A 22,484-nucleotide genomic window follows, 5' to 3' on the forward strand; every position below is an offset into this window, starting at 1 on the left:
TTCTTCCCTGCGGGAGAACTGCGTAACCTCCGTTAGATATTAATTGAATTTATTTCTTCCATTATTTGATTTGCAAATTGTTTATACTGCGCTTTATGGTCCAGGGCCGGGTCTTTTTTCAAGTGCATTACCGTCCCGAATTTCACACGGATTTTGCGCACCCACGGCCAGCCAAAGGTCCCTTCTACTTTTACCGGGAGCACCGGCGCACCTGTCGTATAGACCAAGTACCCGATACCGCTTTTCGGCTTTTGCGGCTTGCCCGTTTTACTGCGGGTTCCCTCGGGGAACATCACCACACTTTCGCCTTTTTCCAAAGCGTGCACCACCGATTGCAACGAACCAAACGCATCTATGGAGCGCGCCCGGTCCACAGGAATATATCCGCTCCGGCGGAAGAACCACCCCAACCCGGGAACGGAAAACAGTTCCTTTTTGGCAACAAAACGGGAATCGCGCACCAACCCGGCAAAACTGCCGATAGCCGGCGGATCCGCATTGGACAAATGGTTCCCTGCAATAATCAGGGCACCCGTTTTGGGTATATTTTCAAGTCCTTCTACTTTAAAATCGTAAAAGGTTTTAAAATAAATCCTTGCTATTAATTTTATCAAATTAAGAAGCATAGTGTTTGATTTTCTCCAAAACCGCATCTATTACCTGCTGCATTGTAAGGGAAGAAGTGTCAATTACCACAGCATCTTCCGCAGGTTTTAAGGGGCTGACGGCGCGGTGGCTGTCCCGGTAATCGCGTTCCTGAATCATTTTTAGAATTTGGTTGTAATCAGCCTTTTGGCCGGCTTCCTTTAACTGATTGACCCGGCGCTTGGCGCGCTCCTCGGCGGACGCATCTAAATAAAATTTAATTTCCGCATCCGGGAACACCACCGTTCCCACGTCCCGCCCTTCCATTACGATACCGCCGTCCTCGCCTACGTCTCGCATTTTGTCGGTCAGCACGCGGCGGGCTTCGCCGTTGGTGGAAACGCGGCTGGCAACCGCGCCGACTTCTTCTAAATGGAGTTTGTCGCCCAAATATTCGCCGTCCACAAACATTTTAAGTTTGGCATCCGGCTGGCGCATAAATGTAAAACGCAACTGGCGGGCGGCTTCCAACACCGCATCGTGGTCCTCGGGATTAATTTTTTTAGCAAACACCTTATAGGCCAGAGCACGGTACATTTCCCCCGTGCTTAAAAAGCCGTATCCCAAATGTGCGGCCACCGCACACCCCACCGAGGATTTACCCGTTCCGGCGGTACCGTCAATAGCAATTAAATATCCGTTTGTGCGCATACTATTCGTTCACCGCATCCAAACTGCCGCTTACACCGCGGATAGCCAACATAATAGCATCAGGGCTGGTGGCGGCGGACTGAGCCGTTTCCAGGTCAATAGCCCCCTCTTTGTACAAGTGGGCTAATGCTTGGTCAAAAGTGTTCATCCCGTAAAATTCACCCTGTTGCATTGCTTTTTGCAAGTCGCTGGGTTTATTTTCCAAAATCAGTTTGCGGACCTGTGGGGTAGAAACTAATACTTCCAAAGCCGGGCGCATACCGGGTTTAACCGTCGGCAATAAGCGTTGGCAGACTATTCCGCGGATAAGTTCGGACAGTTGGAGTCTTACCTGGTCGTGCTGTTCCACCGGGAACGCATCCACCAAGCGCGAAAGCGTCTGTGTTACGTTTACCGTGTGCATAGTACCCAACACCAACTGGCCCGTTTCCGCCGCGCCGACAGCAGCGCGCATTACTTCGGGGTCGCGCAATTCGCCGATTAAAATCACGTCGGGGTCTTGGCGCATAGCCGCGCGCAAAGCCGCCGTATAAGACGGGGTATCCACCCCCAGTTCCAACTGGCTGACAATACAACGGTTGTCCGTGTGCATAAATTCAATAGGGTCTTCAATCGTCAAAATATGTCCGGCGCGGTTTTTATTGATATGGTCAATCATAGCGGCCAAAGTAGATGTTTTACCGGAGCCCGTCATACCCGTTACCAAGATGAGCCCGCGACGCGTGTTGGACATTTTGCGCAAAATATCTCCCGGCAAACGGAGTTCTTCAAAGGTAGGAATTTTGAGCGGAATATGACGGATAGCCATACAAATTTTGCCCATTTGGCGGAATACGTTAAAGCGGAAACGTCCAAAAGATTTGGCATCCAACGAAAAGTCCACCGCACTGTACTGTTCAAAAATACGGCGTTCGCGTTCGCCCATACAGGCATAGGCCATTTTTTTGACTTCGTCGTTGGGCAAAAAACTGTCATCAATAGGCTTCATCAGCCCGTTCAAGCGCACATACGCGTTGGAATTACCGCGGATATGCAAACCGCTGGCTTTGTTGTCCACTACTGTTCTTAATAAACTTTGTAATCCTACCGCCATATAAGTCTCCTATACTACCGGTTTTTTTTGCGGCGCAAACACGCCGGGATAAGCATAGCATCCTCCGGCTCGGATATTTTGGGTTCATACGAAGTAAACATATCCTCGGCCGCAGGTTTTTTAACAGAAAAAGAAGCCGGCATACCGGCATTGGGAAGCGGCCGGCGCGCGTTGAAAACGCTGGCCTTTTCGGCGCTGAAACCCGTAGCGATAACGGTTACTTTAAACATCCCGTTTAAAGTGGAATCGTACGAGTGTCCGAACATAATAATAGAATCGTTGCTGGCGTACTGGCGGATTAAATTCATCACTTCGCCCTGTTCCAAAAGGGTCAGGTTTTCCTCGGCTGAAAAATGGACAATAAACCCTTTTGCGCCGCGGATATCCGCATTTTCCAAAAGCGGCGAAGATATAGCCTGTTTGACGGCCAACAAATGCCGCCCCGGCCCGCTGCCTTCGCCAATGCCGATAAGGGATTTATGGGAGTGGCACATTACCTTGCGAATATCGTTAAAGTCAATGTTCACTTCGCCCGGTTTTGTAATCACTTCGGAAATACCCTTTACAGCCTGCAACAGCACTTCATCCACCATTTTAAACGCATCACGGGAGGAAGTTTCCGGGTCAATATTGGCAAAAAGTTTTTCGTTCGGGACAATAATCATAGAGTCCACATACTTTTGCATTTCTTTAATGCCTTCGTCGGCCTGCTTTTCGCGGACGTATCCCTCAAAATTAAACGGGCGCGTAACAACACCCACCACCAGCAAATCGTCGCCGTAAATTTCCTTGGCAAGTTTGGCTAAATACGGAGCCACACCCGTACCCGTACCGCCGCCCATACCGGCCGTGATAAACAACAAATCACATTGGCCGATAATCAGTTTTAATTTTTCCTTGGATTCCTCGGCTGCTTTTTTCCCCTTTTCCGGGTCGCCGCCGACACCTAATCCCTTGGTGATTTTTTCGCCCACCTGAACCAAATACGGAGCCTGGTTGCGGCGCAAATCCTGCGCATCGGTATTGACGGCAATAAAATCCACGTCTTTAATTCCGGCGTTCACCATATGGTTGATGGCATTTCCGCCACCGCCGCCCACACCAATTACTTTAATTTTGGCCTTTTTGCTCTCAAACGAGCCGGCCGGCATAAATAAATCTTTCATAAGAAAACGTCCTTAATTACCAAAAACATCCAGCCCTTTGATAAATTTACCAAATTTGCCAAACAGCGAGCCGCCGTTGTCGTACGAACCGGCACCGTAATCGTCATAACCCGGGTTACCCGCCGCGTAAATAACAAGAGCCATAGCGGTACTGTAAAGCGGGTCAAAAAATTGTTCGTCACTCGTAATCAAATCGCGCTGCACCACACCGCGGCGCACCTCTTTTAAGCCCAAAATGCTTAAACAATGCTCCGTAATACCCGGCATCACGGAACCGCCGCCCGTTACCACACCCACCACGGGGAAGTTTTTATAGCCGGACGTATCCACCACGTGGCCGACTTGCTCAATCAATTCTTCCACGCGCGGTTGGATAATATCAAGCACATAACTCTTTTTGATATTATGCGTACTGCGCCCGTCTAAGGACGGAACGGCAATTTCGCCCTCTTCGTCCAAAAACGTCGGGAACGCCACGCCGTATTTTTCCTTAATTTCGCGGGCATTTTGGCGGCTGGTGTGCAAAAGGCGGGATAAATCGCTTGTAATCAAATCGCACCCGTAGGGGATATCGCGGGAGAATTTTAAAATGCCGTCAATGTAAATCCCCACAGACATTGTTTCCCCGCCGAAATCCAACAGCAACGCACCGATTTCCTTTTCCTCTTGCGTAAGCACCGCATCCGCCAACGGCACTAATCCGTAAACCGTATCGTCAATACTATAACCCGGACGCTGAATAGCCTTGGCCAAGTTGTTAATGTGGGTAGAGGAACCCGTAGTAATGTGCACATCAACTTCCAATAGGGAACCTTCCATCCCTTCCGGATTCGTAATGCCTTTTTGTTTATCAATGGCATAGCCCTGGGTAATGACGTTGATAATTTCGTTATCGTTTTTTATGGGCATTGCCTTGGCATTTTCAATCGCCAGTTCCATATCGGCCTGGGTAATTTCTTTATCCATACGGGAAATATTATACGTCCCGTGATTGGAAAAAGATTCCAAATGCGCCCCGCGCACGCCGACGTACAAACTGCCAATTTTTTGGTTGCACTCGCGTTCAATGCTGCTTAAAATATGGGTAACGGCGGCGGAAGTTTCGCGGATATCCGACACCATCCCCCCTTTAATGCCCCGGCACGGAACACTGCGCCCGGCGAGGACCTTTAAGGTATTTGTTTCAAAATCATGTGCGGCGGCGATACAAGTCAACTTTCCGCTGCCGACGTCCAGCCCTGTAATAAGATTTGTTTTAGCCATAAAATCCACCTAAAAAAATTTATCTTACTTCTATTATAAAACTTAATGAAACTTCTGTCTTAAAAAAACTTTTCCGTATTCAAAAAATTCAAAATCTAATTGGAGCGGATGCACATATCTGTCGCGCGAAAAGGACATAATCTGCGCCGCTCGGGCGGCTTTCTTTTTAAGATTCTTCGCCTCGCCGAAATCAATTAAAGAACCGTCTGGCATATACATTTTAACGGTATTTTCCTTTAAATTCATCCGCAAAAAGGCATAGTCCAATTCTTTTTTTAATTTCAAAGTGCTTTCCACCAAATCAATAAATTCCGGGCTTAACTTATCCGGAACGGCCCCCTCCAATTCCACAAACGGCACCGGGTTTAACACGTTGGGTGCAGGGTCCGAATAAACGGTACTGTCGCCGTCAATATATTTGACCGATTCGTCCGGCAGTACAAATTTAGCCACCGGCACACGGTGCTTGGCCGACACGGTCAGTTTGCCGCTTAAAATACCGCGGCTGACAGATACATCCTTTAACATCGGGTATTTGCGCACGATATCCGCACGCAGGGCAGCGGAATCCTTTAACGAAAAAGCCTTCCCCCGGTACTTGGCCGACAGACCTGCTAAGCCCTTATTTAACTGCCCGGAAATACCCTCTACGGCAATTTCCTTAGCGTGCCAGTTGGTCCACTGCGCGTGGATTAAAAGTTGATAGGTTTTAGAAACGGCAAACCAGGCCCCTGCGACGAGGCCAAGAACGATAAGCCACAAAAAAAGTTTAAAAAAAAAGGATGACCCTCTCTTTTGCCGAGGGCTGCGTTTTCTGCTTCTTAAAGACGCCGCTTTCGGCCGGTAGTCATTCTTTCTCATAGTAGGTGAAACCAAAAATAAAATGGGCGGAAAGGGAGTTGAACCCTTAAGGACTTTCGTCCATACGGTCCTGAGCCGTACGCGTCTGCCAATTCCGCCACCCGCCCAATTAAATATATTTTAGAATATTACAGCGAAAAAATCCAGCATTTTATTTTGTATTGCCGCCGCCGGAATTAAAAGCGGATATTATTCTTAAAATGCTGTTCCATTTCGCGGTTTAAATCACGCTTTTTTAAACTTTCGCGCTTGTCAAATAAGTGCTTGCCTTTGGCCACGGCCAATTTGATTTTAGCCCAGCCGTTTTTAAAATACACTTCTACCGGCACCAAGGAATACCCCTTAATTTCGGCCTTGGCAGACAATTTGCGCAGTTCCTTTTTATTTAGCAGCAGTTGCCGCGGGCGTGTGGGGTCCAACTCCACCAGGGAGTTAAACTTATACGGCTTCACGTGCATATTATACACACGCGCCGTACCGTTTTCCACCCGCACAAAACTGCCCTCCAAACTCAGTTCCTTTTGGCGGACAGATTTTACTTCCGCCCCCAAAAGTGCAAGTCCGGCTTCGTAAGTGTCTTCTATAAAATAATCGTGGTACGCTTTGCGGTTGGAGCAAACGACCAACACAGATTCCTTCTTCGGCATAGATATATCATAGCAAATCCGCGCCCCGCAGAAAACCGCCCCGCCAAAAGTGCTATGATATATGTATGATTATAGATAACGAAAAATTGCAACGCACCTTGGAAAGAGCCAAGTCCCATACGGACGCCGAGGTAACGGATATTTTGAACAAGGCCCGCCTGTTAAAAGGCATTTCGCTTGAAGAAGCCGCCGTACTGTTAAACATTACGGACAAAAAACTGTTAAACGATTTATTCGCCGCGGCCAAATATGTCAAAGAGGCCATTTACGGCAACCGCATTGTTCTTTTTGCACCGCTGTATATTTCCAACATTTGCACCAACGAGTGCATTTATTGCGCGTTCCGCCGCTCCAATACGCATTTAAAGCGCCACGCCAGCACGCAGGACGAAATCCGCCAGGAAGTTACCGCGCTGTTGCAGCAGGGGCACAAACGTATTTTAATGGTAGCCGGGGAGGCCTATCCCGGCGGTGGTCTGCAATATGTGTACGACAGCATTAAAACCATTTACGACACCCGCTGGAACGGCCAAAATATCCGCCGCGTAAACGTAAATATCGCCCCGCTGACCGAACCCGAATTTGAGGAGTTAAAAAAGTGCAACATCGGCACTTACCAGTTATTCCAGGAAACATATCATAAGGAAACTTATGAAAAACTCCACCTGGCAGGAGCCAAAAAGGACTACCAGTTCCGCCTAGACGCTATGGACCGCGCGTTACAGGCAGGGATTAACGACGTGGGCATCGGGCCGCTGCTCGGGCTTTATGACCATAAATACGAAATTTTAGCCACCTTGGAACACTCGTGGTATCTGGATAAAACCTACGGCGTGGGTCCGCACACTATTTCTATTCCGCGCATTGAACCCGCTGAGGGCTCTGATTTCAGCCAACACCCGAACGACGTGTTAAGCGACGACGAATTTAAAAAATGCGTAGCCGTTCTGCGCTTGGCCGTGCCTTACACGGGCATTATTTTAAGCACCCGCGAATCTCCTGCCATGCGCAACGCCTGCCTGGAACTGGGCGTATCGCAGATTTCTGCGGCCTCGTGTGTGAACCCCGGCGGATACTCGTATGACAAGCAAAACGGCAGCCAATTCACTCTGACGGACAGCCGTTCCTTGGCCGAAGTGATTGATGCCGTGGTAGATGCCAAACATATGCCGTCTTTCTGCACCGGCTGTTACCGCTTGGGCCGCGTGGGCAAGGACTTTATGGATATGGCTAAACCCGGGCTGATTAAAACCCATTGTCTGCCCAATGCTATGTTTACATTTGCCGAATACTTGGAAGATTTTGCCCCCGCCCCGTTAAAGGCCAAAGGGTACGCGCTGATTGACAGCACCACCCGGGAAGCCTTTAAAGAGGGAACTTCCGTACGCAAAATGATTGACGAGAATTTAGCCAAAATTAAGGCAGGTAAGCGGGACTTATATTTTTAGTTCTGCTTTACTAATGGTTTATTTTCCCCCGCCCTGATGTTTTAGGGCGGGATTTTTTACAAACAAATCTCTGGATATAAGTCTTTCCAAGCGGGGTTAAACTTATCAATTAATCGCTTTTTCCACGCTCTTTTCCAAAATTTAAGCACCTTTTCCCGCTCTATTGCCTGAACGATATCCGTATAGCACTCATAATATACCAATTTGTTTAAGTGATACCGTTCGGTAAAACCGGGTATTATTTTCGTTCGGTGTTCATATACACGCCGGACTAAATTATTCGTAACCCCAATATATAAAACCTGATTGGTAGCATTAGTCAAAATATACACAAAAGACATAAAAAAATTATAACAATAACCCTCCTTTTAACACAAAGATTTATTATTGGCCCTGCTCCAAAGGACTCGGCTATTTTAAAATAAAGGACATTTGGAATCCTTGCCAATGCGGAGCGTTCCTGTATCTTGCCGTTTATAAAATTAAGGGTCATTCTGGAAGGTTTCTGTCCAGAATCTGTCATTTTCCTCTATTTTAATAACAACAGATCCTGGACTACAACTTTCCAGGATGACGACAAAACAACAAAGACACCCACGGACAATGTGGGCCACCACCCCAGTATGACGGTAAAACGGAACCAATAAGCCCATATCAAAACTCTATGAGTGTGTACCAAGAACAAATAACCAAGGTATAAAAAACTACTTACTTTGGAATTATTATCGCAAGAAATCTTGCCATTTATAAAATTAAGGGTCATTCTGGAAGGTTTCTGTCCAAAATCTGTCGTTTTCCTTATTTTAATAACAACAGATCCTGGATTACAACTTTCCAGGATGACGACAAAACAATAAAAACACCCACAGACACTTTGGGCTGCCACCCCTACCGAAATAACGATAAAACAACAAAATACACAGCAAAAAGCCCCGCCACGAGGGCGGGGCTTACAACAAAACTATCAGCAGTCAGTTAAGTTAGAACTTAATCAGCATACCCAACTGGCCGACGGTATTGTCTTTGGTGTCCATCACAGCCGCAGATTTATGAACGGTGCCGTATTTAGCATAACCAATACCGGCAAAGAGTTGGACATAATCGTTGTGGTTGTATTTGGCCACCAAGTCGGCTTCCCAAGTGGAGGAGTCTTTGGCGGTGCGGTCTTGGAAGGAGAAACCGTCCAAGGAGAACACAAACTTGTTCCACACATAGTCCACACCCACGTTGAACATTCTCACGCCGTCACCAGAATATCCCGCGAAGGGGACGTCGTCACCCGCGAGCACATGGCCGATAGCCAAACCGGGGTAGTAGTTACCAAACGGAGAAACTACACCTTTGGCATAGTAGAAGGCCGCTCTGGGAGTGATTACGTCCATATTCAGGGCCGCATCCACTTTCACCATATACGGAGAGTCATTGCCTTCTCTAAACAGTCTGTTGGCTTCGTAACCGCGGGCATATTCCGCGCTTAACGTAGCGGCTTCGGGCGCAAAGGTGGCTTTGGCACCATAGAAACCGTTGTGTCTCTTTTCGTCGCGGGCAGCATTATATTTGCTGTTCATAAAATCATAACCGTAAACTTGGGCGGTCAAGGTGTCGGTCAGGTTCAATTTCAAGTCCAAGCCATAAACGGTCCAATTATCATCTACGACAGTAGAAGGTCCCGCAGGGGTTGTAACCGTTGTATAGGTAACCAATTTACCGGCGAGCATCGTGAAGGTTTTAAAATCGTCGCTATAAACCAGTTTAGCGCCGTCCAAAGACGGGGCTTTGTTCATACCGAAAAAATAATGGTTCGGGCCCAAATACATAACGGCGCTGTCTTCATCGCCATAGAATTGGCGGCCGACCGTGGCTTCCAAGCAGCAGAACAGGTTGGAAAGCACCACATTGGCTTCGGCCAAGCGGACTTCGTCCCAATAGTTCTGTACGGTGTTGCCTTCGGTACCGCTCAACCAAGCGTCGTTATATTGAAACAGCACATTGGCTCTTACGTCTTCCACTAAATCAGCGGACAAACCAGCCAACACGCGGAAATTCGTGCCGGATTGATACGCTTTGTTTTTATCGTGGCGGGCATCAGAGGCAATCGTCTGGATTTCACCTTTGAGGTCCACATTTTTGAGCACTTCTGCACTTGCCGTAACAGGCCACGCCATAGTCATAGCCAAGAGCAAGCCTAGTAGTTTCTTCATTAGATACTCCTCCTGTATAATTTTTACTACCCTACCTTTTTATTAAACTCTTTTCTTTACGCTTTGGCAACTCCTTTTTTATTTTCCGCTTGACTTATAGAATAAATACTTTGTATTATGCTACCCCTTTTGACAAGGGTAGAGGAAATGAGGGCTGCTAGGCTCTTTCACCCTTCCGGAGTGGTTGGCGGCCCGCTAGGGTGCGGTCCGTAGGACGCGGGAATCTGTTTTTGCCGTTCTTGCATTTAATAACAACAGATCCCCGACAGAAACCTTCGGGGATGACGACAAAAAACAATAAAACAAGGCCCGTCGTCCTGAACTTGTTTCAGGACCTACCGATTGGGTAGTTAGCAGTTGCCGTCATCCCGGAAAGTTGTAATAACAAACGACAGTTTCCCGAAGGCTCCGCGCCGGCTGACTTTCGGGGATGACGGCAAAGACAATAACAACAGGCTGAAACCATAAAAAAATCCCGCACTTGCGTTATTTGCACAAGCGCGGGATAAATTTTCTACTTGTCCGGATTAGGCCCAAAGCGAAAGTTTGGTAACCTTATCGGAGCGTCTTACTTTGGGTTCGCCCACCAGTTCCTGGATATACGCTTCGCAAACGTAAATCTTGGTGCCGGGGAACAAATGCCCGCCGATAGCATTGTAATCTTTGCCGCACATCACCACGTGCGCGTGCACTTGGGGGCGGTTATCCTGGATGCTGATATTGCCCGTAAGAGACATCAGTTCCATTTCTTCGTTGATTACTTTTTTATCGTATTTCTTTTTGGATTGGTCATATACGCCGACCGTCGCGTTAGAGACCGAGCCCATTACGCTTACGATACCGCATTTTACTTGGTTATCGTGGCAAAAATCGGCCAAGGTTTCCAACAAATCTTTTCCCTTCGGGAGTTTAAATAAATACGTCCGTCCGGTTAAATAAGGTTTTTCTTCTGCCATTTTCATCTCCTATAAATATGTTAAAGCCACTCTTGGGCTTGCGCCAAATCGTGCGCGTAATTTTTTAATGCCGCCAACAGAGAGTCTCCGTCCAACCCGGCTTCTTCATAAACTTTGTCCGCCGAGCCGCTGGATAAAAATTCGCCTTTTTTATGCGGATAGAGCGAGTGTGCGCGGCCGGCCACGCTATTTAACCAGCAATCAAGCGTCGGGAGTGTAAAGTCCGTAATTCCTATTGCCGTACGCAACATTTCGGGCGGCAAGATTTTATCCTGCTCTTCTTTCGGCAACGCTTCAAACAGTTCGCGGCTGGCTACATACAGCACATTTAAGTCAGGCCCGCCCGCATTCAAGGCAGGCAACACCTTTTCTACCACAATGCGGCCCACACCCGCACCTTGCACAATTACCGTACCGGCGGCCTTGCCTTTGGCGCGGCGCAAATAATACACACCGTTTACAGCCTTAATAGCCGGGTCGGCCCCCAAGGCCTCGCGGTCCATTAACGCATAAGACGGGCGCACCACAAACGGAGCAAACACAGCCGGGCGCAAAGATAAAGCGCGCACCGTAAGCGGCCAAATTTCATCAACTTCCAAAGGTGTAATGGTGATACAGGCTCCTTTGGGGAAATTATCCTGTACCAGTTGCAAAGATTGCGGGTCGGCGTGAGTCGGGCCGTCCTCGCCGGTGGGCACGCTGGCGTGTCCGTTAAACATAATAAAAGTGTTGGGGTTCACGCCTGCTTCGCGCGCGCTTTGTACCCCGATGGCGTGCAAGCGGGCCGCCACGTGTTCAAAGGCCAAGAACGCACCATACGAAGCGGATACGCCCACGTGTTTTCCAAAGGCGGAAATACCCGTGCAAAGGGCGGCCATACCGTCCTCGCAAATGCCGCCGCCGGACAAACGGCGCGAAAGCGGATTTGTCTGCGTGTTAAAATTACCCGCCGGGAAATCCTTGGCAATCGCCGCGGCCCCCGTAGAGCCGTATAAATCAGCAGAGGCCGTCAAAATCGTACCGCCCGTATGTTTATTTAAATAGGCTAACACCGCCCCCAACACACTGCGGGTAGTATAAGATTTTCCTTTTTCAAACACAAATTCCGCCGGAATTTCCCCTTCGTGGAATTTGGTGTAAAGGTCCTGGCAGTTCCCCAAGTCCGCACGGACGGCGCGTTTTTTATCGGCCAATTTTTGGCTGGCGGCCTTTAATTGCGCCGCGCCAAAGGCGGCTACCGTTTTATCCGCTTCTAACGCACGGCGAACGGTCAATAAACTGTCCCAATAGTATTTTTCCACATTTTCAGCAGTTTTATCCCCCTCAAAGTGCGGAAATTTAACATTAAAGGTGTTTTCAAACTCTTCCAAAGATTTATAAAACCCTTCGGAAGCGAATTTATGGCCGGAACCGTGGGAAGCCTTGCCCTCAATGCCGTAGTGCCATCCTTTTACGGTGCGATAGACAATCGCCGTGGGCTGGTGGTTCTTGATTTCTTCCGCCAGTTTGTGCGCAATATGAATTTGGTTGTAATCGTGTCCGTCCGGTACGCGGATGACGTTAAAATCGTGGATATAGAAGAATTCCATCGGGTTCCACTGCACATAGTCGCCGGGGTGTTCTCCGTCGGAAGTAACACGTTCGCTTTCAATAGAGGCTTCGTTCCAGTCAATATGGAAAACCGTATTCTTTAACTGTGCCGTAGCAGCCATACCCGCTACCTCGCTCACGCGCCCGGCCGTTAAACCGCCTTCCCCTTCCACAATATGCACTACGGGGCAATTTTCGCCGTAGGCATCTGCCGCCGCAAGCGCAAGCCCGACAGCCGAGCCGTCGCCCACACCGCTCGCGCCCGTAGAGGTACGCACAAACGGAACAAGCGGTTCCGGGTGGCCGCCCAAGGCTTTGGAGTGGAATTTTTTAAAAAGAGGAGTTCCCTGCACTTTGGGGTGGCGGAAACCAAGCAAATCTTCCAAGCGCAGTTGTTCCTTGTCGCTCGCGGGCAACAGTTCCGGTGCCGCAATACGCGCGCACTCGTTGCGCAAGGCCCACATAGCATACAGGCCCAAGGCTTTATGACCCGCCGCATAAGAAATAATATCGGCTTCGTCCTTGTGCGGATGCGTAATATCGTAAGCCATATCTTTATATAAAAGGTGTTCTACAAACCGCCCGCTGGAAATACTGCCCCCCGGGTGGCCGGAAGTGGGCACATAGTTATATAAAAGGGAAACCAGTGCGCGGTAGGCTACATCTAAACGCGACAGGGATTTTTTATCCTCCTCGCTTATTTGGTAAGCGGGGTTATTCAAATAATCTGTTACGTCCAAAAAAACGGCTCTTTTTTTGCCTAATTGAAATGTACTCATAATCTATCCTCCGGCCTATACTTTCAGGCCGTTCTGCCCCGCCCAATACGCCAGGCGGAACGTATTTTCCAGGTCTTGTTTGCTGATAATTTCCACGTTGGAGTGGATATTGCGTGTGGGTACTGATAATCCGCAAGTGAGTACACCCGTTTTGGACAAGTGCACCGCGCCTGCATCATTTCCGCCGCGGGGTGCCACGCGCACCTGCCGGCGGATATTGTGCGTATCACAAATCTGTTTGAGTTCGTTCAATAAATTTTCGGGCGTAATCGTCCGAGCATCCAGGGCCGTAAGCCCCACGCCGCCGCCTAACGAACAAATATAATCTTGCGGCGCACAACCGGGGATATCGGCTGCACCCGTGGTATCTAAACACAAGGCAACATCTGCCTTTACGCCATAAGCGGCCGTAGTGGCCCCGCGCAAGCCGACTTCCTCTTGCACCGTAAAAACGGCATATACATTATAAAAGGGATTTTTTAAGGCACGCACCACTTCGGCCAGGACAAATACACCCGCCCGGTTATCCAAAGCCTTGGCAGAAATTTTACCGTCGCCAAATTCCTCGTAACTGCGGTCCAATACCGCCCAATCTCCGGGCTCTACCCGTTTTTTTACCTCGTCGGCCGGCAGCCCCAAGTCAATAAAAAGTTCTTTTATGCCTACCGCCTTGCCGCGGTCTGCCTCGGTGGTAATGTGCGCGGGTTTGGTACCGATAATACCGAGCAACGCGCCCGACTTGGTTTGTACGCGCACGCGCTGGGCCAAAAGCGTGCGGGGATCAATTCCCCCCACTGTTACAAAACGCAGAAAACCGCGCTCGTCCACAAAGTGAATCATCAGGCCCACTTCGTCCATATGCGCACAAAAGAGCAAATTCTTGTCTGAGGTTCCTCTTTTAAAAACAATTAAATTACCCAAGGTATCAGTGCTGATTTCGTCCGCCGAATCTTTCAGCAGGTTTTTTAGATATTCCCGTACGGCGGTTTCGCGTCCGGACACGCCGGGAAGTTCGGTCAAGGTTTTAAGAATAGAAAAATCTAATTTTGCGTCCATTTTTACTCACTTTTAGGCAGTTAAGGTATCTACATTATACCCACAAAGGCATTTTTTTGCAAGTTTTTCCGTCGGTTTCCCCGCCAACCGCACCACATAAATACATTAGACGCGGCAACTAATCCAATTCCGCCGCCCCACAAAACGCAAAAAATAGTAAAATATTTAAGACAGAAATATTTTTTAGGAGGATGTCCAATGACCGTTTCTTATAAAGAACTGGGTCTGGTAAACACCAGACAGATGTTCAAAGACGCTATGGCTGGCGGTTATGCCATTCCGGCTTACAACTTTAACAATATGGAACAGTTGCAAGCGATTGTTACCGCTTGTGTACAGACCGGCTCCCCGGTAATCTTGCAGGTTTCCAAAGGCGCCCGCCAATATGCCAACTCCACGCTCTTGCGCTGGATGGCCCGCGGTGCGGTGGAAATGATGAACGAAATCGGCAAACCGGTTCCGCTCTGCTTGCACTTGGACCACGGCGATTCCTTTGAATTGTGCAAAGACTGCATTGACAATGGTTTCTCTTCCGTAATGATTGACGGCTCTCACTTGCCGTATGAAGAAAACGTAGCCTTGACCAAAAAGGTTGTGGAATATGCCCACCAGCACGACGTAACCGTAGAAGGCGAACTCGGCGTGTTGGCTGGTATTGAAGACGAAGTCTCCGCCGAACACCACACCTACACCGACCCCGCCCAAGTGGAAGACTTTGTAAAACGCACCGGGGTAGATTCTTTGGCTATTTCCATCGGTACTTCTCACGGTGCTTATAAATTTAAAGTACAGCCCGGTGAAAAATTGCCCGAACTGCGCTTTGACATCTTGGAAGAAGTTTCTAAACGCTTGCCCGGTTTCCCGATTGTATTGCACGGTTCTTCCAGCGTTCCGCAATGGGCCGTCAAACAAATCAACGAATACGGCGGAAAATTGGAAAACACCGCCGGCGTGCCCGAAGAACAACTGCGCAAAGCCGCCAAAATGGCTGTGTGCAAAATCAACGTGGACTCCGACGGCCGCTTGGTAATGACCGCCACCATCCGCAAAATCTTCGCTACCAAACCCAGCGAATTTGACCCGCGCAAATACTTAGGCCCGGCCCGCGAAGAACTTATTAAAATGTATGCCGAAAAGAACCAGAACGTCTTTGGTTCCGCCGGCCGCGTTAAATAAGCAACTTGTTTTAATGTAAAAACCCCCGGTTTAATGCCGGGGGTTTTTTACGGATAGATTTTCTTGCACAGGCCAGTAAACAGATTAGGGGAGTGCTTTATCTATAACTGTTGGTGTAAATACTTATATTGGCACGGCCTTAGTTCCGGCGTGTTTGCTTCCATATTTTAAACCCAATAATAAATGGAACACAATGCCTTTGGTAAATTAAGATTTTTCATTTACTTCGGTTTGCTTTTCCACGCGGTTTGCATAGATATTAAATAACAGTTTGACTCCTGTTAGATGTCTTGTGTCCTGCTCGTAAGTCAACAGGGCAATATAAACCGATTCATTGGCGTATTTTTTATACGAATCTACTTCGCCCATTAATTTCGGGTCAACTGAAATGACGGCAATATACCGCTGGTTATCCTTTTGTTCAACGGAACAGGTATAGGTTTTAAATGGGGTTATATTTTTTTGAGAAACGTTTTTTACAACAGGGGTCAATTTGCATTGGGATAAATAGGGAAAAAAATTCGCCACTTGGGGATTAGACTGAAAATAACTCGCAAGAATTTGGTGTGCCGCCGCCTCGGTGCTTAAATCGGGCATAGGCTTATTAGATTGGCAAGCCGCTAATAAGAGAAGTGCCCCACCTAAGTAAAAAAAATTTTTCATATTGTATTACCTGTCCATAATTATAAGAAAAGCACCCTGGCCCTATACCAGGGCACTTTTCCGTAAAAGAATTATTTATTTGCCACAGGGGGAAACTAATTCGCTGATAGACAATACACCTAACAAATAGTCATTGGTGCAGACTTTTTTTCCGCCCACGGTACCGCGGGTACCCGTGCAGGCAGCCATAAAAACACAAGCCATCATTAATAATACGATTTTTTTCATATAGATATAACCTCAGGATTATATAGAATAAAGGTAAAAAATACCTTCGTTTTATTGTATATTTTTTTCACGAATATCACAATTCGGCTACGGCTGTTAAAACATACCGTTGCAAAAAGAGATAAACCCTATACCGAATCTAACTGATTAAACCGTCGGTATTTGTCTGAACAAAGGGTAACTCTTATTCTTCTACTTTTGGCGTGGTGCGGGCCCACTCTTCTGCTTCCGGCCCCCATTTATCCTTTACTGCTTGCGGAATTTTGAATAAAAGACTCGTGCACTTGGCCGAAACTGTGCCGTCCGGCAAAATAATTTCGCCCTCCACTTGCGCGCGGGAACCGCCGTCCCGTATGACGCGTCCTACGGCTTTTAGCGGAGTATTTGTAGGTGTATTGTGTTTGTACACCACTTCCATTTTTAGCGTAACCATCAACCGGTTGAAATCGTTATCCAGCAAAATGGCGCGTCCGGAAGTTTCGTCCAAAATGGTGGCAATAATGCCGCCGTGTACCGTGCCGGGATAAGAGCAATAATCGTCGGATAGGGTGAAAGTGGTTTCAATTTGTTTGTTTTCGTAATCGTTGAACCACTCCAATTTCAAACCTATGGGGTTGTTTTTACCGCAGGCAAAACAACGCAAAGAAGTAGGTTGGCGTAATTTTTTCATAAGTGTTCTCCTAACTTTTATTATACTTTTTTGCTAAACTAATTTTATGCCAAACATAGAAACTGAATTTAAGTGGGAGAGCAATTCTCCCCGCGCGTTTGCCAAGGTACTCTCGGCGGTTTTGCAAGTCCCGTCGGTGCGCCTTTCCGCGCCCCGGGTTTTGCATATTTGCGATACGTATTTAGATACTCCGGAACGCTTTTTTGAGCAAAATAAAATTGCTTTCCGTGTGCGGAATACAGACGGCAAGTGGGAGGCTACCTACAAAACCCGCACGGAAGTAACAAACGGCCGTGCCGTCCGGCGCGAAGAATCTTTGCCGTTGCCGGGCATCAAAAATTTGGCGCAGGCACTAGCGTTTTTGGCAGATAAAAAAGAGTGGGAGCATTTGCCTTTAACCGGGTTAAAGATGCTCTTTGCGCTCCGGAATAAACGGACTTCGTATGATATTCTTTTTAATGGAGTGGAAGCGGAACTTTCGCTGGATAATTTTATGATTTGCGTGTGCGGCAGGCGCGTGCTGATGAAAGAGGCTGAACTGGAATTAAAAAAGGGGCAGCCTGATACATTGGACGAACTGGCACGCCAAATTACGCAGGCTTCCGGTTTGGCTTATGCCCGTGTGTCCAAAGTGAAGACGGCCCTCGCCCTGTTGGCCTTGTGGGGGGATAAATGACAGTTTTTTTTGCATTACTGTTTAGTTTGGTGGTTCCCGGTGCGGGGCAGATTTTTACCGGGCACTACGGCGAGGGAATTGCGTTAGGTTTACTGTTTGCTCTTGGCAAAAGCGTGCTTTTGCCGCTTGTTTTGCGGGTATTTAAAGTGGAGTCTTTAAAGCGTACGTTGCAGATTTTTTACGCTTGTAACTGGTGTTATATTTTGCTAATTTCCTATGCGGTCTGCTCTGCGGTTTGGCACGGTTTTTACGCGCAACAAACGCACGTGTGGTATGCGTTTTTATTTGCTTTGGCTGTTTCTTTGGGGTACCGCAATACGCTAAATGCGTTTGTTTTTACGGCCCTTTGCGGGCGCACTGGTGTGTATAGCATTTTGCGCCAGAAAAAGCAATCTCCGACGGAAAAATGAGAAAAATAAGCGCTTGATTTTTTTAAAAAAATTATTTTACGACGAGAAAATGTTTGCATTTTAAAATAATTTGTGCTATGATTTTTATGAGGTTAAAACTAATTGTCTCGGGAGAGAAAAATGGCTGTTAAAAAAACCGTGAAAAAGGCTGCCGCTAAAAAGCCAGCCGCCAAAAAAGTAGCCGTGAAAAAGGCCGCAGTAAAAACACCTGCTAAAAAGGTTTGCAAAAAAGCCTGCTGTGCCAAAAAAGCCTGTGCAAAGAAAACCGTGAAGAAAGTAGCCGTCAAAAAAGCAGCAATCAAAAAAAACGCCGTTAAAAAAGCGGCCGTTAAAAAAACCGTGAAAAAGGTTGCTGTTAAGAAGGCGGTTAAAAAAGTAACCGTAAAGAAAGCCGCCGCCAAGAAACCGACTGCTAAAAAAACGGTAAAAAAAGAAACAAAAAGAAAATAATTTAAGTTCCAACCAAAAGGCCGGAGAGCAGCAACTCTCCGGCCTTTTGCTTTTATAGAATAAAAATTCCCCGGTCAGAGCCGGGGAATTTTTATGAGTACCAATAAGCGTTTATTTAATATTGTAGAACTTGGCGACGATATCCCAGGCTTCTTCGGCGGTTTCCACCGTGGCGCAGGATTCGGCTTCTTCGGGCGAAATCACGCCGTAGGAGGCCAAGCCCGGAATATTTACTACCGTATTCCAGAACTCTTTGCCGACCAAGACTATCGGAATTTCCTGTTTTTTGCCTGTTTTAACGAGTGTTAAAATTTCAAACAGTTCATCAAACGTGCCGAACCCGCCGGGGAACACGACAAAGGCTTTTGCGCGCATCACTAAATGCAGTTTGCGGATAGCAAAATAGTGGAACAAAAATGCCAAATTTTTGGTAATGTACGGATTGGGATGTTGCTCGTGCGGCAGAGTAATGTTCATCCCGATACTTCTCCCTCCGTTTTCAAAGGCTCCGCGGTTGGCGGCTTCCATTAAGCCCGGCCCGCCGCCCGTTACTACGGCAAAACGGTCTCCTGCACGTTGTACGACAATTTTGGCAAATTTGCGTGCTTCGTCGTAATATTTGGAGAGTTTGGCTAACCCTTCCGCTTCGTACACGCGGTTTTGCAAATGCTTGTCAGACGGATTTTTTGAAAGGGCTTCTTGGGCTGCTTTGAGTTTAGCGGCGGCATCTTTTTCCTCGCGCACGCGCGCACTGCCAAAGCAAACTACCGTGTCCGTTACGTTGAAATGGCGCAGGTAAAGTTCAGGTTTCATTACCTCTAATTCCATACGCACGGGGCGCATAATGTCTTTCTTTAAAAGCGCAATATCTTCATACGCTTTGATATAAGAATCTTCGTGTTCAATGGCCTGTTGTTCTTTGGTAGTCATAAAGTCCTCACTTTATCCATTTTAAGATATGGTCCGTCATTTGTCCGGCATTAAGGCCCAACTTGTCAAACAAGTTAGCCACTTTGCCGTGCTCCACAAATTCGTCGCCGATTCCCAGGCGAAGAAGTTTAAAATTAGCCTGTTTGTCGGCCAGATATTCGGCTACTGCCGAGCCAAAACCGCCCGCAAGCATATTATCCTCTACGGTAACCAGATGTTTGGAAACTTTTAAGGCTTCATCAATAATTTGGGTGTCCAGCGGTTTTACAAAGCGCATATTGACGACACCACAGTCAATTTTATGCTTTTTGAGCGCTTCTGCCGCCGCCAGCGCGGGGTGAACGCGGTTGCCGATAGCCAAAATAGTGGCATCTTTTCCCTTTTTAAGCCACACACCCTTGCCGATAGGCAAGTCCTGGGGTTCGTCATCTAATTTTACGCCGAAACCCGTTCCGCGCGGGTAGCGCAGGACGAAGGGGGCTTTTGCGTCAAAGGCGGTTTTAAGCATATGCTGCATTTCGTTTTCGTCCGCCGGTGCGGCCAAAATCAAATTCGGGATATCGCGCAGAAAACTTAAATCAAACACTCCGTGATGTGTGGGACCGTCTTCCCCTACCAATCCGGCGCGGTCAAGCGCAAATACAACAGGCAGTTTTTGCAAGCAGATATCGTGTAAAATTTGGTCGTAGCAACGCTGGGCAAAGGTGGAGTAAAGGGCCACTATGGGCTTTACGCCTCCGGCCGCCAGTCCGGCCGCAAAGGTGGCTGCGTGTTCCTCGGCGATTCCAACGTCAAAGTAGCGGGAGGGAAATTTGTCGCGGAACGCATCTAATCCCGTTCCCTCGGGCATAGCAGCGGTAATAGCGGCAATAGACGTATCCTTTTCCGCCAGTTTCAAAAGCGCATCGGAAAAGGCTTTTGTAAACGTCAGCGCAGAGGATTTGCCCAAGGAGTCGCCCGTTTCCACGTCAAAGATACCAATGCCGTGAAACTTGGTCGGTTTTTCTTCGGCGGGTTTATACCCCTTGCCTTTTTTGGTAACGACGTGCAACATTACCGGGCCTTTTACATCTTTTAAATTTTCCAGCACTTCAATCATTTCGTTGATATCGTTGCCGTTTACAGGGCCGAAATAGCGGAAGCCCATTTCCTCAAACAAGGTGCCCGGAAACAGAATAGAACGCGCCCGTTTGGCAAGTTTAGCGGCATTATTGCCTAGTTCGTCAAAGCGTTTTAAAAAGTTGGTGGCTTTTTCTTCGGCCAGTTGCATATATTTGGTGGTCAGCAGTTTGGTAAGAGCCTTGCCCAGCGCGCCCACGCGCTTGGAGATAAACATTTGGTTATCATTTAGAATAACCAACATATCGGTACGCAAAAGGCCCGCGTTTTGCATGGCTTCATACGCCATACCGCCCGTCAAACACCCGTCGCCAACTACCGCAACAACTTTGTTTTTTTCCTTGCGTTGGTCGCGTGCGATAGCCAAGCCCAGCGCGGCGGAAATAGCCGTGGAAGCGTGTCCCGCACCGAAAGTGTCGTATTCGCTTTCTGTGCGTTTGGGGAATCCGCTCAGCCCGTTTTGCGTGCGGATAGTGGCAAATTCCTTTTGGCGGCCCGTGAGCAACTTGTGCGCATAGGCCTGGTGGCCGGTGTCAAACACAATTTTATCTTCGGGCGTGTTGAATACATAGTGTAACGCAGTTATAATTTCCACCGCACCTAAACTGGAACCTAAATGACCGCCGTTGTGGCTGGCGGTATCTATAATCACTTGGCGTAATTCCTCGCATAGCGTGGGGAGAAGTTCCTTTTTAATCAGGCGCAAATCGCGCGGATTTTGAATACTGGGGAGAACTTTCATATTACTCCTTAATAGGTTCTTGTTTTGAAAAATTCCGCCATTTCATACAGCGGCCACAGATTTTTCTTTTTAACGTTTTTGAGAGCATCTAACGCCTTTTGCGCATTGGCAATAAGCAACTGCGCGTGCTTGCGGCTGCCTTCCAAGCCGTAAAGGCTGACAAAGGTCAGTTTACCGTTTTCCTTATCGCTGTTGGATTTACCCAGTTGTTTAGCCGAGGCCGTAACATCCAAAATATCATCTACAATTTGGAACACCAAACCAATGCAGTTGGCGTATTTTTTAATGAGGGTTAAATCGCTGCCTTTGGCTCCGGCCAATAATGCACCTGTTTCCACACTGCCGCGGATTAAAGCACCCGTTTTGTTGGCGTGGATGTAATTCAAAATAGTTTCGGGAGTGGTTTCTTTGACGGTAGCGGGAAGCATAAAATAGTGCAGGGACTTATCTGCAAGCGGTTTAGAAATTTTGCGGATTTTGTCCGCTCTTGTGCTGGCGGCATCGGCCGCACCCATCCCTTCGGCATACACATCGGCCACCTGTCCGCCGACCATACCCGAGGCGCCGGCACAGTTGGCAAAATTCATTAAAGCGTTTAACGTATTTTCTGCGCCGATGGCTTTGACTTTGCCGTTTTGCGCAAAAACTTCAAACACATATGTTAAAAGAGCATCCCCGGCCAATAAAGAAAGGTCCTCTCCAAATACTTTGTGGTTGGTGGGCTTGCCGCGGCGCAGGGAATCGTTATCCATAGAAGGCAAATCGTCGTGGATTAAAGAATAGGTGTGCAACATTTCCACGGCGCAGGCGGCGGGCATAACGTCTGCCGCTTTTTTGCCAAAGGCTTCGGCGGTGGCCATAAGCAAAATCGGGCGTACGCGCTTGCCGCCGGCTTCCAAAGAGTAATCCATTGCGTCGGTCAAAATTTTAGGAGAGTTTTTAATTTTAGAAATATATTTGGAAAGATTTTTTTCCACTAACTTGGCACGGTCTTTTAAGTACACGTCAAACTTATTCATAGTAATAACCTCTCGGTACGGACTTTATCTTATTATACCTTATAT

At 47.8% G+C, this 22,484-nt stretch carries 23 protein-coding genes and 1 tRNA gene; 5 read left to right on the top strand and 19 right to left on the bottom strand.

Translation table 11 applies throughout. The features are described from left to right. Nucleotides 1-32 precede the first annotated feature (32 nt). The 8 genes from ACZOTW_RS04805 to smpB form a co-directional block, all read right to left on the bottom strand. The gene (locus ACZOTW_RS04805) at nucleotides 33-626 is read right to left on the bottom strand and encodes a lysophospholipid acyltransferase family protein (RefSeq protein ID WP_428037551.1); all 594 of its coding nucleotides are present in this window, start codon (nucleotides 624-626) and stop codon (nucleotides 33-35) included. Beyond that, the gene (gene cmk / locus ACZOTW_RS04810) at nucleotides 616-1,296 is read right to left on the bottom strand and encodes a (d)CMP kinase (RefSeq protein ID WP_177747976.1); all 681 of its coding nucleotides are present in this window, start codon (nucleotides 1,294-1,296) and stop codon (nucleotides 616-618) included. The genes ACZOTW_RS04805 and cmk overlap by 11 nt, the downstream gene beginning before the upstream one ends. Nucleotide 1,297: 1 nt before the next feature. Next, a complete protein-coding gene (locus ACZOTW_RS04815; RefSeq protein WP_428050136.1) occupies nucleotides 1,298-2,389 on the bottom strand; it encodes a type IV pilus twitching motility protein PilT in 1,092 nt (363 codons plus the stop codon). A 14-nt stretch (nucleotides 2,390-2,403) separates the two neighbouring features. After that, on the bottom strand, nucleotides 2,404-3,555 hold the full coding sequence (gene ftsZ / locus ACZOTW_RS04820; RefSeq protein WP_428041666.1) for a cell division protein FtsZ: 1,152 nt from the start codon (nucleotides 3,553-3,555) through the stop codon (nucleotides 2,404-2,406). A 12-nt stretch (nucleotides 3,556-3,567) separates the two neighbouring features. After that, complete coding sequence (gene ftsA / locus ACZOTW_RS04825) at nucleotides 3,568-4,818, bottom strand: cell division protein FtsA (RefSeq protein WP_483997624.1); 1,251 nt, start codon at nucleotides 4,816-4,818, stop codon at nucleotides 3,568-3,570. A 42-nt stretch (nucleotides 4,819-4,860) separates the two neighbouring features. Then, nucleotides 4,861-5,580 (bottom strand): cell division protein FtsQ/DivIB, encoded by a 720-nt coding sequence (locus tag ACZOTW_RS04830; RefSeq protein WP_177747988.1) that lies wholly within the window; start codon nucleotides 5,578-5,580, stop codon nucleotides 4,861-4,863. A gap of 122 nt (nucleotides 5,581-5,702) precedes the next feature. Then, nucleotides 5,703-5,786 (bottom strand) — tRNA-Leu (locus tag ACZOTW_RS04835). Nucleotides 5,787-5,855: 69 nt separating this feature from the next. Then, a complete protein-coding gene (smpB, locus tag ACZOTW_RS04840) occupies nucleotides 5,856-6,326 on the bottom strand; it encodes an SsrA-binding protein SmpB (protein WP_483997625.1) in 471 nt (156 codons plus the stop codon). Between the two features lie 65 nt (nucleotides 6,327-6,391). Here smpB and hydG point away from each other — a divergent pair, with 65 nt between their 5' ends. Next, nucleotides 6,392-7,774, top strand: coding sequence for a [FeFe] hydrogenase H-cluster radical SAM maturase HydG (gene hydG, locus ACZOTW_RS04845; protein WP_483997626.1), 1,383 nt, complete (start codon nucleotides 6,392-6,394; stop codon nucleotides 7,772-7,774). Nucleotides 7,775-7,830: 56 nt separating this feature from the next. On the opposite strand, the gene ACZOTW_RS04850 is transcribed toward hydG, so the two are convergent. The 5 genes from ACZOTW_RS04850 to ACZOTW_RS04870 all read right to left on the bottom strand — a co-directional run bounded on the left by ACZOTW_RS04850 (nucleotide 7,831) and on the right by ACZOTW_RS04870 (nucleotide 14,356). Beyond that, nucleotides 7,831-8,115: a GIY-YIG nuclease family protein gene (locus ACZOTW_RS04850; RefSeq protein WP_428039541.1), complete on the bottom strand. Its 285-nt coding sequence runs from the start codon at nucleotides 8,113-8,115 to the stop codon at nucleotides 7,831-7,833. A 639-nt stretch (nucleotides 8,116-8,754) separates the two neighbouring features. Then, nucleotides 8,755-9,975, bottom strand: a complete 1,221-nt coding sequence (locus ACZOTW_RS04855; protein WP_483997627.1) for a hypothetical protein — start codon at nucleotides 9,973-9,975, stop codon at nucleotides 8,755-8,757. A 527-nt stretch (nucleotides 9,976-10,502) separates the two neighbouring features. After that, on the bottom strand, nucleotides 10,503-10,931 hold the full coding sequence (locus ACZOTW_RS04860; RefSeq protein WP_177748000.1) for a PPC domain-containing DNA-binding protein: 429 nt from the start codon (nucleotides 10,929-10,931) through the stop codon (nucleotides 10,503-10,505). Between the two features lie 20 nt (nucleotides 10,932-10,951). After that, nucleotides 10,952-13,300, bottom strand: a complete 2,349-nt coding sequence (locus ACZOTW_RS04865; RefSeq protein ID WP_483997628.1) for a transketolase family protein — start codon at nucleotides 13,298-13,300, stop codon at nucleotides 10,952-10,954. Between the two features lie 15 nt (nucleotides 13,301-13,315). Beyond that, a complete protein-coding gene (locus ACZOTW_RS04870; RefSeq protein ID WP_483997629.1) occupies nucleotides 13,316-14,356 on the bottom strand; it encodes a M42 family metallopeptidase in 1,041 nt (346 codons plus the stop codon). Between the two features lie 198 nt (nucleotides 14,357-14,554). On the opposite strand from ACZOTW_RS04870, the gene ACZOTW_RS04875 reads away from it, so the two are divergent. Continuing rightward, the gene (locus ACZOTW_RS04875) at nucleotides 14,555-15,532 is read left to right on the top strand and encodes a class II fructose-bisphosphate aldolase (protein WP_177748009.1); all 978 of its coding nucleotides are present in this window, start codon (nucleotides 14,555-14,557) and stop codon (nucleotides 15,530-15,532) included. A gap of 207 nt (nucleotides 15,533-15,739) precedes the next feature. On the opposite strand, the gene ACZOTW_RS04880 is transcribed toward ACZOTW_RS04875, so the two are convergent. From ACZOTW_RS04880 to ACZOTW_RS04890, 3 genes are all read right to left on the bottom strand, one after another. After that, nucleotides 15,740-16,195, bottom strand: a complete 456-nt coding sequence (locus tag ACZOTW_RS04880) for a hypothetical protein (protein ID WP_483997630.1) — start codon at nucleotides 16,193-16,195, stop codon at nucleotides 15,740-15,742. Between the two features lie 75 nt (nucleotides 16,196-16,270). After that, nucleotides 16,271-16,423, bottom strand: a complete 153-nt coding sequence (locus ACZOTW_RS04885) for a hypothetical protein (RefSeq protein ID WP_177748035.1) — start codon at nucleotides 16,421-16,423, stop codon at nucleotides 16,271-16,273. A 184-nt stretch (nucleotides 16,424-16,607) separates the two neighbouring features. After that, nucleotides 16,608-17,093, bottom strand: coding sequence for a PaaI family thioesterase (locus tag ACZOTW_RS04890; protein WP_177748033.1), 486 nt, complete (start codon nucleotides 17,091-17,093; stop codon nucleotides 16,608-16,610). Between the two features lie 46 nt (nucleotides 17,094-17,139). Here ACZOTW_RS04890 and ACZOTW_RS04895 point away from each other — a divergent pair, with 46 nt between their 5' ends. The 3 genes from ACZOTW_RS04895 (at nucleotide 17,140) to ACZOTW_RS04905 (ending at nucleotide 18,629) form a co-directional block, all read left to right on the top strand. After that, complete coding sequence (locus tag ACZOTW_RS04895) at nucleotides 17,140-17,769, top strand: CYTH domain-containing protein (RefSeq protein WP_483997631.1); 630 nt, start codon at nucleotides 17,140-17,142, stop codon at nucleotides 17,767-17,769. Beyond that, entirely contained in the window at nucleotides 17,766-18,179 is a 414-nt protein-coding gene (locus ACZOTW_RS04900) for a hypothetical protein (RefSeq protein WP_428043208.1), read from the top strand. The genes ACZOTW_RS04895 and ACZOTW_RS04900 overlap by 4 nt, the downstream gene beginning before the upstream one ends. Before the next feature lie 120 nt (nucleotides 18,180-18,299). Further along, complete coding sequence (locus ACZOTW_RS04905; protein WP_483997632.1) at nucleotides 18,300-18,629, top strand: hypothetical protein; 330 nt, start codon at nucleotides 18,300-18,302, stop codon at nucleotides 18,627-18,629. 111 nt (nucleotides 18,630-18,740) lie between these two features. Here ACZOTW_RS04905 and ACZOTW_RS04910 read toward each other — a convergent pair whose 3' ends face one another. From ACZOTW_RS04910 to ACZOTW_RS04920, 3 genes are read right to left on the bottom strand one after another with little or no spacing between them, the layout of a single operon-like run. Next, entirely contained in the window at nucleotides 18,741-19,559 is an 819-nt protein-coding gene (locus ACZOTW_RS04910; protein WP_428038088.1) for an LOG family protein, read from the bottom strand. A 7-nt stretch (nucleotides 19,560-19,566) separates the two neighbouring features. Further along, nucleotides 19,567-21,420 carry a 1-deoxy-D-xylulose-5-phosphate synthase gene (gene dxs / locus ACZOTW_RS04915; RefSeq protein WP_177748018.1) on the bottom strand — a complete coding sequence of 618 codons (1,854 nt, stop codon included), beginning with the start codon at nucleotides 21,418-21,420 and terminating at the stop codon, nucleotides 19,567-19,569. Nucleotides 21,421-21,428: 8 nt separating this feature from the next. Continuing rightward, nucleotides 21,429-22,439 (bottom strand): polyprenyl synthetase family protein, encoded by a 1,011-nt coding sequence (locus tag ACZOTW_RS04920; protein ID WP_428050155.1) that lies wholly within the window; start codon nucleotides 22,437-22,439, stop codon nucleotides 21,429-21,431. Nucleotides 22,440-22,484 lie beyond the last annotated feature (45 nt).

It is taken from the genome of Candidatus Avelusimicrobium sp. (assembly GCF_056976295.1).

Bases quoted from the DNA above. Each gene is read 5' to 3' on its own strand.
- ACZOTW_RS04855 (WP_483997627.1), bottom strand. From the start codon at position 9,975: ATGAAGAAACTACTAGGCTTGCTCTTGGCTATGACTATGGCGTGGCCT.
- ACZOTW_RS04880 (WP_483997630.1), bottom strand. From the start codon at position 16,195: ATGAAAAATTTTTTTTACTTAGGTGGGGCACTTCTCTTATTAGCGGCT.
- ACZOTW_RS04905 (WP_483997632.1), top strand. From the start codon at position 18,300: ATGGCTGTTAAAAAAACCGTGAAAAAGGCTGCCGCTAAAAAGCCAGCC.
- ACZOTW_RS04895 (WP_483997631.1), top strand. From the start codon at position 17,140: ATGCCAAACATAGAAACTGAATTTAAGTGGGAGAGCAATTCTCCCCGC.
- ACZOTW_RS04920 (WP_428050155.1), bottom strand. From the start codon at position 22,439: ATGAATAAGTTTGACGTGTACTTAAAAGACCGTGCCAAGTTAGTGGAA.
- ACZOTW_RS04850 (WP_428039541.1), bottom strand. From the start codon at position 8,115: ATGTCTTTTGTGTATATTTTGACTAATGCTACCAATCAGGTTTTATAT.
- ACZOTW_RS04870 (WP_483997629.1), bottom strand. From the start codon at position 14,356: ATGGACGCAAAATTAGATTTTTCTATTCTTAAAACCTTGACCGAACTT.
- ACZOTW_RS04815 (WP_428050136.1), bottom strand. From the start codon at position 2,389: ATGGCGGTAGGATTACAAAGTTTATTAAGAACAGTAGTGGACAACAAA.
- ftsA (WP_483997624.1), bottom strand. From the start codon at position 4,818: ATGGCTAAAACAAATCTTATTACAGGGCTGGACGTCGGCAGCGGAAAG.
- cmk (WP_177747976.1), bottom strand. From the start codon at position 1,296: ATGCGCACAAACGGATATTTAATTGCTATTGACGGTACCGCCGGAACG.
- ACZOTW_RS04910 (WP_428038088.1), bottom strand. From the start codon at position 19,559: ATGACTACCAAAGAACAACAGGCCATTGAACACGAAGATTCTTATATC.
- ACZOTW_RS04805 (WP_428037551.1), bottom strand. From the start codon at position 626: ATGCTTCTTAATTTGATAAAATTAATAGCAAGGATTTATTTTAAAACC.
- smpB (WP_483997625.1), bottom strand. From the start codon at position 6,326: ATGCCGAAGAAGGAATCTGTGTTGGTCGTTTGCTCCAACCGCAAAGCG.
- ACZOTW_RS04900 (WP_428043208.1), top strand. From the start codon at position 17,766: ATGACAGTTTTTTTTGCATTACTGTTTAGTTTGGTGGTTCCCGGTGCG.
- ftsZ (WP_428041666.1), bottom strand. From the start codon at position 3,555: ATGAAAGATTTATTTATGCCGGCCGGCTCGTTTGAGAGCAAAAAGGCC.
- ACZOTW_RS04860 (WP_177748000.1), bottom strand. From the start codon at position 10,931: ATGGCAGAAGAAAAACCTTATTTAACCGGACGGACGTATTTATTTAAA.
- ACZOTW_RS04890 (WP_177748033.1), bottom strand. From the start codon at position 17,093: ATGAAAAAATTACGCCAACCTACTTCTTTGCGTTGTTTTGCCTGCGGT.
- ACZOTW_RS04875 (WP_177748009.1), top strand. From the start codon at position 14,555: ATGACCGTTTCTTATAAAGAACTGGGTCTGGTAAACACCAGACAGATG.
- ACZOTW_RS04865 (WP_483997628.1), bottom strand. From the start codon at position 13,300: ATGAGTACATTTCAATTAGGCAAAAAAAGAGCCGTTTTTTTGGACGTA.
- ACZOTW_RS04885 (WP_177748035.1), bottom strand. From the start codon at position 16,423: ATGAAAAAAATCGTATTATTAATGATGGCTTGTGTTTTTATGGCTGCC.
- dxs (WP_177748018.1), bottom strand. From the start codon at position 21,420: ATGAAAGTTCTCCCCAGTATTCAAAATCCGCGCGATTTGCGCCTGATT.
- hydG (WP_483997626.1), top strand. From the start codon at position 6,392: ATGATTATAGATAACGAAAAATTGCAACGCACCTTGGAAAGAGCCAAG.